This window comes from Flagellimonas sp. (assembly GCF_965233845.1).
Lineage (GTDB): Bacteria > Bacteroidota > Bacteroidia > Flavobacteriales > Flavobacteriaceae > Flagellimonas.
Genome location: NZ_OZ247584.1, coordinates 1635368 through 1650615, shown reverse-complemented (window position 1 = coordinate 1650615; position 15248 = coordinate 1635368). Strand labels below are relative to the sequence as shown.

The window sequence follows — 15248 nt, the reverse complement described above, 5'->3', positions numbered from 1 at the left end:
GCAAATGTTTATGCTAAAGATACGAAACAGGTCATACTTGAACCTTCTTCCAATTTCCTTTTTTGAACCAGATTACCGCCATTACGGCCAGCAATACTTCCGCCGCGGTTATAGCCACAAAAACGCCAGCTGCGCCCCAGTCCAATACCAAGGCAGTAACGTAGGCAATGGGCAATTGGAACATCCAAAAGGAAAAGAAATTGATCTTTGTAGGTGTCTTGGTATCCCCTGCTCCATTAAAAGCTTGGGTAACCACCATTCCATAGGCATAGAACACATACCCAATGGCAATGACCTGTAGGCATAGGGCACCGCTTTCCACCACACTTGGTGTATCGTTGAACAGGGAAATAATGTTCTTGGCAAAAATTAAGTACACCAGGGACACCAAGCCCATGAAATAGGCATTGTACTTTCCTGTTTTCCAAACGGAAACTTCCGCTCTATCTGGTTGTTGCGCTCCCAGATTCTGGCCAACCAAAGTGGCTGCTGCGTTACTCATACCCCAAGCTGGCATCAACGTAAACATGATGACCCTGATGGCAATGGTATATCCGGCCAAGACTTCACTTCCAAATTCGGACATGATCCGCATGAGAAATACCCAACTGGATGTCCCTATCAAGAATTGGGCAATCCCACCCAGTGATACTTTGATCAGATTAATCATAACTTGGATATTGACCACCAAATCTTTCATGGCCAATTTGATCTTGCCCCATCCGAAGAACAGAATTCCCAGTTGAAACAAAACGGCAGAACCTCTTCCAATATTGGTTGCAATCGCAGCTCCCATAACTCCATATTCAGGAATTGGTCCCATCCCAAAAATGAAAATGGGGTCCAAGATAATGTTGAGTCCGTTGGACAACACCAGTGTCCACATGGCAATGGAAGCATCCCCAGCTCCCCTAAAAATGGCATTGATCAAGAACAACAACATGATGGTGATGTTCCCTCCTATCAAGAATCTGGTGTATCCGCTGCCTTCCGCAATAAGGTCGGGCTCTCCTCCCATCAACTGTAGGATTTCCTCTGCCCATAAAATGCCCACAATTCCCAAAACAATGGAAACCAGCACACCCAAACCAATAGCCTGAACAGCAGCAATCCTTGCGCCTTGAACGTCCTTTTCCCCAATCCTGCGGGCGACCACGGCTGTTGCGGCCATGCTCAATCCAATGGCCAGGGCATAAATCAGGGTAATTACGGATTCCGTTAAACCAATGGTAGCCACTGCATTAACGCTGACCTGCGACACATAGGCGATATCCACAATGGCAAAAATGGACTCCATCAGCATTTCCAAAATCATAGGGATGGAAAGCATGAAGATGGCCTTGCGAATACTTCCAGAAGTAAACTCAGTTTCTTTTCCGGATACTGCAATCCAGAAATAATTGAAAAATTTTTTAAGTGATAATTTATTTGAATAAGTCATTGTAAAAGAATTATGAGTAAAAAAAGAGGGTAAACGTCACTAAGCCGAAAGAAAACTTTCGGTTACATTTTTGGCCTAGCGGCCTCTGTGACATCTATAGCGTACATAATTCTTATAACTTCATGATGGTGCAAAGATGCAATTTTTTTTGAAAGCACAAAGGGATGCCCCAATTATTTGGCATAATTTACTTTATACCTCCACAAGCTAACAGCTCCCAAAATCAACACACCAAGTGCAGTATACCATATAAAACTTGGGGTAATAACCTGTTCTCCGCTGGCATAGCTATGTAATCCCACCAAATAAAAATTCACTCCAAAATAGGTCATCATAATACTGGCAAAGGCAACAATACTTGCAAAATTAAAGGTCCATCGGCCTCTTAAACCAGGAACCAAACGCATATGGAGGACAAAAGCATAGACCATTATGGAAACCAAGGCCCAGGTCTCCTTGGGATCCCAGCCCCAATAGCGTCCCCAACTTTCGTTGGCCCATTGACCACCCAAAAAGTTTCCAATGGTCAACATTACAAGTCCTACGGTCAATACAATTTCATTAATCAGCGTCAGTTCTTTCAAATTCAGCTCCATCCGCTGTTTATTCTTTTTAGTGGTAAGAATAATCAATATCATACAGACAACACCTAAAATCATACCTACTGTCAATGGACCATAGCTACCCACAATTACCGAGGTATGAATCATTAACCAATAACTATCCAAAACAGGAACTAAATTACCAATGGTAGGGTCTATCCAATTTCTATGCGCAAAAAACAATAACATTGCACATACAAAAGCTGCTGCGGACAAGGTTAAAATGCTTTTTCGTACGAAGAGCATTCCCATCCCCATGGTAGCCCAGGCAACAAAAAGCATGCTTTCATAGGCATCGCTCCATGGGGCATGTCCCGAGATATACCACCTAAGAATCAAGCCCACCGTATGCCAAATAAATAAAATGACTATGACTCCCTTGAGTGCATAAGCAGTTGCCTTCCAAATCTCCCTATCCTTAAAAATTTGACATATGAGAATAACAAACAGCAACAGTCCAATCATACCATAATACTTGTACAATCGATTAAAAATGTCCAATTTGTTGTAGACAACTTCGGTCTCTATCCTTTTTTCACTCGGAAGCACTTCTAAGCCATGATTTCTTTGATTTTGTTTAAAGGCTTCCAATAGTTTGTCGGGTTGGGAATAATCCCCCGTGGCAATCGCCGTTCTAAGTGTTCCCAAATAGTAAGGCATTGAATTTTTAATGAAATTGGCATACAAGGAATCCGAAACATGATATTGTCCTCCCCTATACTCTACCGCGGAGATCCATTTGTTGTTTTCATCATTCAACAATGGAAATATCTTAACGATTTTTCCACTCAACGCCTGATCCAAAAGACTCAGGCGAATGTTGGCGTCTTTTAAATCCTGCTGAAATTTATTTGGACTAAGTGCCGTGGTTGCCTCATCCAAAAACGGCCCTAACTTGTATACACCCCTGTCATCAAAAAAGTCGGTTGCCTTGATAAATTTTTGAGCCTTGGGAATACCCAGTACATTTCGGATACTATCGTTCTTTCCTTTTTTATCGACTGCAATGAACTCGGCATTGTACCAAGCAGGGGGATTGAGCATCATTGATAAAAAGACCTGATCGGAATTCATATTTCCAAACTTGTCTTTTAGGCTCAATTTCCTTAGCAGCTCAGAAGAAAACGTATTGATAGGCTTCATCCGTCCTCCCTCATCCTGTATGACCAACTTTCCAAAAGCCTCTGCATGCTCCTCTGAAACAACAGTACTTTGTAATATGGAATCGATCTGAGCTTGTGTAGGCATCGTCCTATGATCATGGCCGTCATTTGCGGTATGTTGTTGGGAAAATGCAGTGAGGGTGCAAAGAATGGCAACAAGGGTAGTTAGTGATTTCTTTTTCTCCGATACCTTTTTTAAAGAAGCCGTTAAATCCCTAAATCGGGTTTTACCAAAGAACATGATACCCATTAGACCTGCGTAGAGAAGAAAGTACCCGATATAGGTTATCCAAGTACCCCAAAAATCATGATTTACCGAGAGTACGGTTCCCTTCTCATCGGGATGGAAACTGGCTTGGAAAAAACGATATCCTTTATGATCCAGAACGTGATTCATATACACGTCATAGTCAAAGGAACGCTGATCATTTACGGTAATCTTGCTCATAAAAGAGGCATATCCTGTTTCGGTTCCTGGATATTTTTCCGCAATAAAGTCGTTTAGCCTAATGGAAAATGGAAGTTCATAGACCTTGGATCCATAACTAAGGCTAAAATCCAATCCCCCTACTTTTATCTTATCTGAAAAATTGGAACTCCCCTTGCCTCCCAATAGGGTTTTTTCAACCGTTTCCCCATTGGCCGTAATAGCAACCACCAAAGCATCCAAAGATTCCTTGGTGACCTCTTCCCTGGGCATCTCCACAATACCATAACTTCCCCTGACCAAAGGTTCCGGTATTACAAATTGCATGCCTGCCATGGTATAAAGTGACCGCAGTTGCAATTGCTGCAAACTATCCTTTGCTACTTCGCCTTGGAATTGGTCCGCCATGCGCATAAATCGACCTTCAAAAGGAGCTTTTATCTGATAGGATTCCCCATCAGAATGAATGTTAATAGCTCCATCTGTTGGATTGTTCAAAGCAAATAGCACATTATGTATACTAGCCACTTTACCGCTTTCCAAATAGTGTTCATGCCTTTGTCCATCTCCCGACTCAACAAGCTTCAAATATTGATTTCCATTCTCATCCGGAATCAGCCCTTCTTTGGCCCCATCAATGAAATCGACATATGAAATGGTAAATGGCTGCCCATTGAAATCTGATTTCCACGGCAATCTTGACCGCATACCTTCTGCTGTAACCAAAAGGTCATCTTCCAAAATCCTGCGCTTTGTTTCCCCATTGATATCCCCATCTACATAGGCAGTCAGATAAGTCTTGTCCGAAAAAAAACGATTTTCCGTAGCTCCCTCCCGTATGGGCATTACCCCTTCATAACTAATGTATCTTGTTACGAACGCCCCAAGAATGATTAGAATCCACGAAAGGTGCAAAATCAAGACAGGCCATTTTTTCCATCGGAGGAGTTGGTAACGAAAAATATTCCCAATAAAATTGATCATAAAGAACACCATAATGGCTTCAAACCAGGTGGCGTTGTAGATGTAAATTCGTGCGGTTTCGGTACTGTACCAGCTTTCCACAAAAGTGCCAATGCCCATAGCTGCTGCAAACAATAGAAAAAGTACAGCCATAAGTTTAGTGGAAAAGAGGGTCTTTTTAAGGAGGTCAATCATCTAACAGGACGTGATTTTAGCTTGCAAAATTAAGCTATTTTCCAATCAAAATATCCCAAGATTCCCATAAATCGAAATCCCTAAATCCGCTGAACATGTTAACAAATTTGGATTATTGTCAGCTTCGATATAATACATTCTTATTTTTGTGCCATGATTTCCGTTGTGATTTTGGGAACAGGTAATATGGCCCAGCATTTGTGCCAAACTTTTAGCAAAACCGATTCCATTCAATTAATTCAGGTTTATGGTAGGAACCAAGGTAATCTGCGGTGGTTTTTCAGCTATGCGGAACTATGTTCCGAACCCAAAGACATTGCGAAGGCAGATGTTTACCTCATTGCAGTGAGCGATCAAGCCATTGAGGAAGTTTCGGGTCACTTGCTGGATAAAAAAGGGATTGTGGCCCACACTTCTGGAGCTACCCCAATGAACATATTATCTGCTGAAAATCGTGGTGTTTTCTATCCCTTGCAAACCTTTACCAAAGATAAAACTGTGGATTTTGATTCCATTCCCATTTGTCTGGAAGCTCAAAATGAAGAAAGTTTGGGGGTTTTACAAGACCTGGCTCAGGCCATATCTTCCAAAGTCCATCTTATAAATACGGAACAACGCAGGCAACTTCATCTTGCCGCAGTATTCACCAATAATTTTACCAATTACCTCTATGGAATTGGAGAAGCTATTTGTAAAAGGAACAAGATCTCCTTTGATTTGCTAAAACCACTGATTCAGGAAACGTCAAATAAAATTATGTCCCTGCCGCCCAAAGAAGCCCAAACAGGCCCAGCGCGTAGAGGGGACGAAAAAAGTATGAACCAACATTTAAGCTTGATGAGCGACCGCACAGAACAAGAAATCTATCGCTTGTTGAGCAAAGCCATAAAAACCACATATGAAAAAGAACTATAAAGAACTGCTCCATCAGATTTCCACCTTTGTTTTTGATGTAGATGGAGTTCTAACGGATGGGTCGGTACTCGTGACCTCCAAAGGAGAAATGTTAAGAAAAATGAATGTCAAGGATGGCTATGCCCTTAAGACCGCATTGACCAAGGGATACAAGATATGTGTTATCTCTGGCGGTACCAATCCAGGCGTTAAAGAACGACTCAAAGGTTTGGGGGTGACCGACATTTATATGGGAGCCCATCACAAACAAGAACCTTTGGAAGAATTCCTGGACATTTATGATATGGATCCAAATACAGTGCTTTATATGGGAGACGATCTCCCGGATATCCCACCCATGAAAATGGTTGCCCTGGCTACTTCCCCACAAAATGCCGTAGTGGAGGTCAAAGCCATATCCGATTATGTGTCCCATAAAAATGGTGGCGACGGCTGTGTTCGGGATATCATTGAACAGGTATTAAAAGTTCGTGGGGATTGGAACGACAATTACAGTGCTAGCAATGATTGAAAATCCGCTAAAAGAAAAACTCAAAGGTCATAGATTGATATTGGGTTCAGGTTCCCCAAGACGCAGGAAATTCTTGGAAGACTTGGGATTGGACTTTGAGGTAAGGCCCAAGTCGGTGGAGGAAATTTATCCAGAAGAACTACAAGGCCGTCAGATTTCGGAATTTTTGGCCGTTTTGAAAGCAGAGCCTTTTCAGGGGACTTTGGAGCCCAATGAAATTGTAATCACTTCGGACACTGTGGTGTGGCATAAGGAAAAGTCCTTGGCCAAGGCACCCAACAAGGAAGAAGCCCTACACATGTTGCAAACCATGTCTGGAGGTTGGCATGAGGTAATTACTTCTGTATGCTTTACCACGGCAAATCAACAAAAAGTGGTTAGTGCTACCACCCATGTAAAGTTCATGGATTTTAGCGATGAGGAGCTCCAATATTACATAGAGCAATGCCAGCCCTTTGACAAAGCCGGGGCTTATGGAATCCAGGAGTGGATTGGGATGGTTGGAATCTCGGAAATTAAGGGTTCCTATACCAATGTTGTGGGCCTACCTACCCATTTAGTTTACAAAACGTTAATGCAACTGGTTTCCTAAGCATACATTCGTAACTTTAAAGAAATTTACTGCCATGAAAAACGTGTACAAGTTTGTTGTTTTGGGGATTTTGGGTGCAACATTCATCTATTCCTGTGTGGACACCACCAAAGCGTCCAATAAAGAAAGTTCCGTGAATGCGGAAACAGCGATCGTGAACCCCAAAAAACCTAAAAAGAAGTTATCCGAAGACTTTAAATCCTATTGGTATGCTGGCACTGCGGAAATAACTTCGTACAAACTAGAGCAGGCACGTTATGGGGAACTTAGGGACGGAACAGCGGTATTAATTTATGTAACCGAACCCTTTTTACCGGAAAAACAAGTTAAAGCAGATGGCAATAATCAAAGTAATGTATCTGTTCTAAAGCTTAATGCCACCAAAAACTATCTCACTGGAATCTATCCTTATTCGGTGATGAGCAGCACTTTTTATCCGGTACATGATAATCAGCATGCGATCAAGACCAGTCTTTCCATGCAGGAATGGTGTGGGCATGTATATTCCCAAATCAACAATAGGAATGACTTTGAGTTTACCTCCCACTCTTATTTTGAGTCCGAGGCCGATCAAAACCTCAACTTGGAGAAAAACATCTTGGAAAACGAAATTTGGAACAAGATCAGAATCAATCCCAAAGATTTACCTACTGGTGAATTGAAAATCATCCCTTCCTTGGAATTTGCCCGTCTGCGTCACAAACCCTTAAAGGCCTATGACGCCACTGCGGAAATGACACATAGTGAAGGCGTGAGCACCTATACCCTTAACTATCCGGAATTGGAACGTAGCTTGGCCATTACCTTTACCACAGAGTTTCCGCATAGCATTGAAAGTTGGACAGAAACCTTTAAAAGTGGTTTTGGTCCCAAGGCCAAGCAGATGACCACCAAGGCCACCAAATTAAAATCCATCAAAACAGCTTATTGGGGACAAAACAGTAATGATGACATGGTCTTGAGGGATAGTTTAGGGCTATAGATTTCCCCTTTTTATGCCGTTTATTGCTTGTTAAAGATGTTCTAAATTGCATTTGGGCTGGGGCTAATCTTTCTATATTTGGCGCAACCACCAAAATAATCAGGTATGCAAAAATATTGGGTTGGCTTATTAAGCTTCATTTGCTTTTCCACAGCTTTATTTTCCCAAGCTCCGGACAAACCTTCTTCAACAGAAATTCATCACAAACTTCAGAAACTGAACTTTTTGGGAACTGCCCTTTATGTAGCGGCCCATCCTGATGATGAAAATACACGGTTGATTTCCTATTTGTCCAATCATGATAAGGCACGCACTGTTTATTTGTCCCTGACTCGGGGCGATGGCGGTCAAAACCTTATTGGCTCCGAGCTTCGTGAATTATTGGGTGTTCTTAGAACCCAGGAATTGTTGGCCGCCAGACGGGTTGATGGAGGTGAACAGTGGTTTACCAGAGCCAATGATTTTGGATATTCCAAACACCCCAAAGAGACCCATAGAATTTGGGACAAAGACAAAGTGTTGGGTGATGTGGTCTGGGCCATTCGGAATATTAAGCCAGATGTAATCATCAATCGATTTGACCATAGAACCCCAGGAACCACGCACGGGCACCACACCTCCTCAGCTATGTTGAGTGTTGAGGCTTTTGATTTGGCCAATGATGCCAATGCGTATCCTGAACAGCTAAAACTGACTTCTGCTTGGCAGCCCAAACGAGTATTTTTCAATACATCATGGTGGTTCTATGGGAGTCGGGAAAGTTTTGAAAAGGCAGACAAGTCCAACATGTTGAGCTTGGATATAGGGGTATACTATCCGGAGTTGGGATTATCCAACAACGAAATAGCATCCATGGCTAGCAGTCAGCATTTGTGCCAGGGATTTGGTAGGCTGACCACCAGGGGTTCCCAAGAAGAATACGTGGAACTGTTGAAAGGCGACCTTCCTGCTTCCAACAATTTGTTTGACGGAATCAATACCACATGGTCTAGGATTAAAGGTGGTAAGGCCATAGGGGATATTTTGTACAAGGTGGAGGAAAACTTCAACTATTCCAATCCCTCGGTTCATGTTCCGGACTTGGTGCAAGCCTATACCTTATTGCAAGCAGTGGAAGATGAACATTGGAAAACCTTAAAATCCGAAGCACTACAGGAACTCATCCTGGACTGTGCTGGATTATACATGGAGGTTAGTGCTGATTCGGGTTCAACAACCATCGGCGATCAAGCCAAGCTCAACATAGAGATAGTGAACCGAAGTACCCAGCAAATCAAACTTCAGGAAGTTTCCGTTTTGGAATCCAAGGAAAAATTGAAGCCCAATCTGGATTTGGCCAACAACAAAAAAGAAACCTTGAGCTTGGATATTTTGGTCGATAACAATCTTGGAAATTCAAGCCCTTATTGGTTAACCACTCCATGGAGCCTTGGCATGTACAAAGTTTCTGACCAAAATATGATTGGTAAAGCTGAAAATCCAAGTGCATTTACGGCAAACTTCGCCTTGGATTTCTCTGGAACCACCATCGATTTTAAAAAACCGATTATCCATAGGTATTCTAAACCAGATAAAGGGGAATTGTATGAACCTTTTACCGTTCTTCCTCAAGTAACTTCCAAAATTTCGGAGGATGTGTTGATTTTCTCGGACGCCCAACCGAGAGATGTCCTAGTCCATGTGCGGGCTGGAAAAAACAACGTATCAGGAACTTTGGAGCTTCAACATCCTGATGGATGGGTGGTTTCTCCAAGAAATACTTCCTTTTCCATAGAACAAAAAGGACAGGAACAAGCCATTGTTTTTAAAGTTACCCCACCTGCTGATGACCATGAAGGAAAGATCAAGGCAGTGGCACATCTTGAAGGGCAGACCTTTGATAAAGAATTGGTTGAAATCGCTTATGATCATGTGCCTAAACAATCCATCCTACTTCCCGCAGAATCCAAAGTGGTCCGTATGAACATCCAGAAATCAGGGGAGCATATAGGATATATTATGGGTGCTGGTGACAAGGTACCCGAAAGCTTAAAGCAAATTGGCTATCAAGTCCATACCATAAACCCCAATGACATTCAAAGTGGGTCGTTGGACAAATACGATGCGATAGTAGTTGGGATTAGGGCCTACAATGTTGTGGAATCCCTAAAATTTAAGCAGCCTGTTTTGTTTGAATATGTCCAAAATGGCGGCAACATGATTGTTCAATACAACACCGCAGGCAGATGGAGCAAGCAGTTCGAAAACATTGCCCCTTATGACCTCACCCTTTCGAGAGATCGGGTTACGGATGAAAACGCCGCCGTAAGTATCATTGCCAATGATCATTCCTTGGTCAATTTTCCAAATACCATTAAGGAAAGTGATTTTGACGGCTGGGTACAGGAAAGAGGTCTCTACTTCCCAAAAGAGTGGAGTCCTGAGTTTACACCCGTGCTCTCCATGACGGACGAGGGCGAGGAGGCCAAAGAAGGAAGCCTCCTGGTTGCACCATACGGAGAAGGCCACTACATATACACAGGTTTGAGCTTTTTCCGGGAGCTCCCAGCAGGGGTTTCTGGTGCCTACAAACTTTTTGCCAACATGTTGTCCATAGGTAAGAGCGAAGTCAAAACAGAAAGTAATGTCAAAGGATAGCATGGAAAACAAATGGGTTTGGAAACGGGAATACTCCATTGTATTGCTGCTCAACTTCATTTACATTTTGATTTTCTACTTCATCATGACCCTTAATACCTAAACCTTAATGGGGATATTAGATTGGATTGTTCTGGGCAGTACGCTGCTTTTTATTGTAGTCTACGGTGTATGGAAAACCCGTGGAAGTAAAAATGTGGAAGACTATGTTCTTGGCGGAAATGATGCCAAATGGTGGACCATAGGACTGTCCGTTATGGCTACCCAGGCCAGTGCCATTACCTTTTTATCCACTCCGGGACAAGCATTCCATGACGGGATGGGCTTTGTACAGTTCTATTTTGGATTGCCTTTGGCCATGATCGTCATTTGTTTGGTCTTTATTCCCATCTATAGAAAACTTAAGGTCTACACCGCTTACGAAATGCTGGAAGGTCGATTTGACTTAAAGACCAGGTCTTTGACCGCCATTTTGTTCTTGGTGCAAAGAGGTTTGGCAGCCGGAATTACCATTTTTGCCCCTTCCATCATCTTGTCCGCAGTTTTGGGATGGGACTTAAGGACGTTAAACATCATTATTGGGATCCTGGTAATTATCTATACTGTTACGGGAGGAACCAAAGCGGTAAGCGTTACCCAGAAGCAACAGATGTTTATCATCATGGTGGGCATGTTTTTCGCTTTCTTTTTCATTTTAGGTTCCCTCCCCAATGGAGTGTCCTTTGGTGAGGCTTTGAAAATTGCTGGCGCCAATAACAAGCTGCAAATCTTGGATTTTAGTTTGGATACCAACAATAGATACACTTTCTGGAGTGGTATTACCGGGGGATTCTTTCTGGCATTGGCTTACTTTGGAACGGATCAAAGCCAAGTCCAGCGCTACTTATCTGGAGAGTCGGTTCGGGAAAGCCAATTAGGATTGATTTTTAACGGCATCTTCAAGATTCCAATGCAATTTTTTATCCTGCTCGTAGGAGCCATGGTTTTTGTTTTTTATCAGTACAATGCTTCCCCTCTTAATTTCAATCCTGCGGCCACAGAGGCGGTGAAAGAATCAAAATATGCAGCTGACTATGAGCTATTGGAAGAGGGACATTTGGCCTTGGAACAAGAAAAGAAAAGAGCCCAGGAAAGCTTCTCCTCGGCCCTGGCGTTAAAGGAATACAATGCCATTCAACAGGCCGAGTTGGATATTATAAAAATTAACCAACAGGAACGAGCCAATCGCGATGCGGCCAAAACCCTTATTGCGCAAGCCGATGATTCTGTTGAAACCAACGACAAGGACTATGTTTTTATCCATTTTATCCTGGATAATTTACCCACGGGGCTTATTGGGCTATTGTTGGCAGTAATTCTTTCAGCGGCTATGTCCTCCACTGCTTCCGAATTGAATGCATTGGGCACCATCACGGCTTTGGACCTGTATAAACGGAACAATAAGGAAGAAAAAGATGCCAAACATTATGTTTGGGCCACCAAAGGATTCACGTTGTTATGGGGGATAATGGCCATTATCATTGCCTGTGTGGCCAACCTTTTTGATAATCTTATCCAATTGGTAAATATTATCGGTTCCATTTTCTACGGGAACGTGTTGGGCATATTCCTATTGGCCTTCTTTGTAAAGTTTGTTAAGGGTAATTCTGTTTTTGTTGCCGCTATTGTAACACAAGTCATTGTAATTATCGGCTGGTATATGGACTGGATGTCTTACCTATGGTTAAATGCCTTTGGTTGTGGTCTGGTCATTATCTTGGCCATGGTCATAGAGAGTTTTGACGGTTTATTGGGGAAACCTCCAGTCAGGACATAAAAAAACCCACGCAAGCGTGGGTTCAAAATCTTAAGGGCAAACTACTAAAGTGCTCCCCATTCCTTTAAGGAATCCTTGTTCATTTTGATATAATCGTCGTTTCCTGCCTCTTCAGACTTGGCCAATGATTTTTTGGCAGTTTCAATAGCTGCTTTTTTATCCCCAGCCTTGGCATAAATCAACGACTGCTGACGCAATTGCCAGAATCTTGGCTCGTCGGTCATGGATATAGCTTTTTCCATCCACTCCTTGGCCTTGTTGATATCTTTTCCCTCACTATAGTAGTACACTGCAGAAATATAGTAATCACGAGCGCTTGGGCCGGCCAAAGTTGTCTCTATTGACTTCATAACGGTGGCATCTGCAGGAACTCCAAAAGGAACCGCTACATACGTGTTTTCCCAAATAAAACCAAGGTTCGCACTTGTAGTTTTTAGATCATCAATACTGATGGTAAAGGTTTCAACAGCCATGGGCATTTTATAAACAGGAACTGTAGCTTTGGCCACAACCTTGTTGTCATCCCAATCTTGCGGAGTACCTCCCCCTTGGGTATCAGTATAAAAGAATACCTCCCAGTTTTCGGCACGAGGTTTTGTGAAAATGGAATAGGTCCCTGCCTTTACTTCCTGCTCGGCAATGGTTACGTCGGTACTAAAACTGATCGTGGTATATGCGTTGGCCCCTGTTCTCCACAATTTATTGTAAGGCACCAAATCACCAAAAACGGTTCTGCCACGCATGGAAGGTCTGGAGTAGTCCACAGTAACATCTGTTAAACCCACTTTTTGCTCAAGTACAGAACTTGGACTTGGCGCAGGAGTGTCTATCTGTGCTTCCATGGAAACCGTCAGGAGTGCTACAAATACAAATAATGCTAATTTTTTCATTTTTAAATAGTGTTTTAGATTCGTTAGTATAACAAAACTAAATATTAAGGGAGGTTGGACTTGTTAAGAAATCTATAAAAGAAAATGGGTTCTGAAGAATCAAAATTTAGCTCTCTCATGGTCATACAATTAATTTTGTTTAATATTTATTGATAATGATTAAACATTTTTTAGTATCTTTGACATTATGCAACTACATAGACTCCACACAAAACAGTTTCTACCCATCAGCTTGATGGAAGCTTGGGAATTTCTTTCCAATCCTGAAAATCTTAGTACCATTACCCCAGCACATATGGAATTTAAGATTCTTTCAGGTGCTGACAGACCCATGTTTCCAGGTCAAATTATTTCATATACCGTAAGGCCTTTTCCCTTTTTTAAAGTGCAATGGATAACTGAAATTACCCATATGGAACAGGGCCATTATTTTGTGGATGAGCAACGCCATGGGCCTTATGCATTTTGGCATCACAAACATTTTATCAAAGAGCACGGGAATGGTGTTTTAATGGAAGATATTGTGGATTACGGCCTGCCTTTTGGGCCTTTTGGTGAATTGTTGCATTTCCTATTTATCAAACGGCAACTGAACCAGATTTTTGAGTATCGTAAACAAAAGCTGGAAAAATTATTCGGTGAACCCCAAACCGACGACCAATTCTTGGTTTTAAAAACTGTTTAGCACTTTAGCCCGAAAGTTTTATCGCTAAACCAACCAATTGTTAATTCGTAGAAATGAATGAATCCATTGCCGTATTTTGGTTTAGGCGTGATTTACGCCTTGTAGACAACGCAGGCTTATGTCATGCGCTTGAAAGCGGTTTGCATGTATTGCCCATTTTCATTTTTGATACGGAAATCTTGGATATGCTGCCTAAGGCCGACGCCCGGGTGACTTTCATACACGACCAATTGTGCCAACTGAATAGTGAGTTGAATGACCATCATAACAGTGCCATGGCAGTTTACCATGGTAAACCCATTGCAGTTTTTAGCGAACTACTCAAAAAATATTCGGTGCGCTCAGTATTCACCAACCACGACTACGAGCCATATGCCATGAAACGTGATCAAGAAATTAAGGACTTACTTGATCAGCATAAGGTAACCTTCAAAACCTACAAAGACCAGGTCATTTTTGAAAAGGATGAAATCCTTAATGGAGGTGGACTTCCCTACAAAGTTTATACACCTTATAAAAAACGCTGGATGGCGCTTTTCAATCCATCCATACATTTAAAAAAGTACGATTCGGGCAATTTCCACAAGTTTTATGAATCAGAAGGACTTCCATTCCTTGATTTGGGCGCCCTTGGTTTTGAACGCTCCAAAATACAAGTAGCGGATTTTAATCTGGATGAAGGTATAATTAACCGCTACGAAGAAACCCGAAACATTCCAGCCTTGGATAAAGGGACTTCCAGACTTGGGGCCCATCTTAGGTTTGGAACCATATCCATTCGAGAGGTAGTTCAAAAAGCCATAAAATCGGAAAACAAGACCTTTTTGAGTGAACTTATCTGGCGTGAGTTTTTTATGCAGATTTTATGGCACTTTCCACATACTGTCACCCAAGCCTTTAAACCCAAATATGACAATATCTCCTGGCGAAACAACGAAGCCGAGTTCAATCTTTGGAAAACAGGAAAAACGGGATTCGTTCTGGTTGATGCCGGTATGCGACAACTAAACGCCACGGGATATATGCACAATCGGGTTCGGATGGTGGTGGCCAGTTTTCTGTGCAAGCATCTCTTGATTGACTGGCGCTGGGGAGAGGCCTATTTTGCCCTCAAACTATTGGATTATGAATTGGCCAGCAATGTGGGCAATTGGCAATGGGCCGCCGGATCTGGGGTTGATGCTGCTCCCTACTTCCGCATTTTCAATCCTACCAGTCAGCTTGCAAAATTTGATGCCCAGGGGGAATACATCAACAAATGGGTGCCTGAATTTCAGGAACTTAGCTATCCCCCGGAAATGGTGAATCATCAAATGGCGAGGGCGCGTTGTCTAAAAGTGTATAAAGCGGCGGTGGGTTGACGCATTTTCAGTATTTTTAGTTTCCGTTTTATTGGCAGAATCATTTCCTCGTCCCAAACTATTTCTGT

General features: G+C 42.4%; 11 protein-coding genes. 8 read left to right on the top strand and 3 right to left on the bottom strand.

Translation table 11 applies throughout. From position 1 onward, the window contains the following. Positions 1-31: 31 nt before the first annotated feature. Entirely contained in the window at positions 32-1441 is a 1410-nt protein-coding gene (locus ACO6S0_RS07155; protein WP_422351304.1) for an MATE family efflux transporter, read from the bottom strand. 173 nt (positions 1442-1614) lie between these two features. After that, positions 1615-4791 carry a cytochrome c biogenesis protein CcsA gene (ccsA, locus tag ACO6S0_RS07150; RefSeq protein WP_422351303.1) on the bottom strand — a complete coding sequence of 1059 codons (3177 nt, stop codon included), beginning with the start codon at positions 4789-4791 and terminating at the stop codon, positions 1615-1617. A 153-nt stretch (positions 4792-4944) separates the two neighbouring features. On the opposite strand from ccsA, the gene ACO6S0_RS07145 reads away from it, so the two are divergent. The 6 genes from ACO6S0_RS07145 to ACO6S0_RS07120 all read left to right on the top strand — a co-directional run bounded on the left by ACO6S0_RS07145 (position 4945) and on the right by ACO6S0_RS07120 (position 12244). Beyond that, entirely contained in the window at positions 4945-5706 is a 762-nt protein-coding gene (locus ACO6S0_RS07145) for a Rossmann-like and DUF2520 domain-containing protein (RefSeq protein WP_422351302.1), read from the top strand. Further along, a complete protein-coding gene (locus ACO6S0_RS07140) occupies positions 5690-6217 on the top strand; it encodes a KdsC family phosphatase (RefSeq protein WP_422351301.1) in 528 nt (175 codons plus the stop codon). The genes ACO6S0_RS07145 and ACO6S0_RS07140 overlap by 17 nt, the downstream gene beginning before the upstream one ends. Continuing rightward, positions 6210-6809: a Maf family nucleotide pyrophosphatase gene (locus ACO6S0_RS07135; RefSeq protein WP_422351300.1), complete on the top strand. Its 600-nt coding sequence runs from the start codon at positions 6210-6212 to the stop codon at positions 6807-6809. The genes ACO6S0_RS07140 and ACO6S0_RS07135 overlap by 8 nt, the downstream gene beginning before the upstream one ends. 34 nt (positions 6810-6843) lie before the next feature. Continuing rightward, a complete protein-coding gene (locus ACO6S0_RS07130; protein ID WP_422351299.1) occupies positions 6844-7791 on the top strand; it encodes a septum formation inhibitor Maf in 948 nt (315 codons plus the stop codon). Positions 7792-7896: 105 nt separating this feature from the next. Continuing rightward, entirely contained in the window at positions 7897-10428 is a 2532-nt protein-coding gene (locus tag ACO6S0_RS07125; RefSeq protein ID WP_422351298.1) for a PIG-L family deacetylase, read from the top strand. A 109-nt stretch (positions 10429-10537) separates the two neighbouring features. After that, on the top strand, positions 10538-12244 hold the full coding sequence (locus ACO6S0_RS07120; protein WP_422351297.1) for a sodium:solute symporter: 1707 nt from the start codon (positions 10538-10540) through the stop codon (positions 12242-12244). Between the two features lie 44 nt (positions 12245-12288). On the opposite strand, the gene ACO6S0_RS07115 is transcribed toward ACO6S0_RS07120, so the two are convergent. Then, positions 12289-13134, bottom strand: a complete 846-nt coding sequence (locus ACO6S0_RS07115) for a DUF2911 domain-containing protein (protein ID WP_422351296.1) — start codon at positions 13132-13134, stop codon at positions 12289-12291. Between the two features lie 187 nt (positions 13135-13321). Here ACO6S0_RS07115 and ACO6S0_RS07110 point away from each other — a divergent pair, with 187 nt between their 5' ends. Beyond that, positions 13322-13819: an SRPBCC family protein gene (locus ACO6S0_RS07110; protein WP_422351295.1), complete on the top strand. Its 498-nt coding sequence runs from the start codon at positions 13322-13324 to the stop codon at positions 13817-13819. A 53-nt stretch (positions 13820-13872) separates the two neighbouring features. Next, on the top strand, positions 13873-15180 hold the full coding sequence (locus ACO6S0_RS07105) for a cryptochrome/photolyase family protein (protein WP_422351294.1): 1308 nt from the start codon (positions 13873-13875) through the stop codon (positions 15178-15180). Positions 15181-15248: the final 68 nt, after the last annotated feature.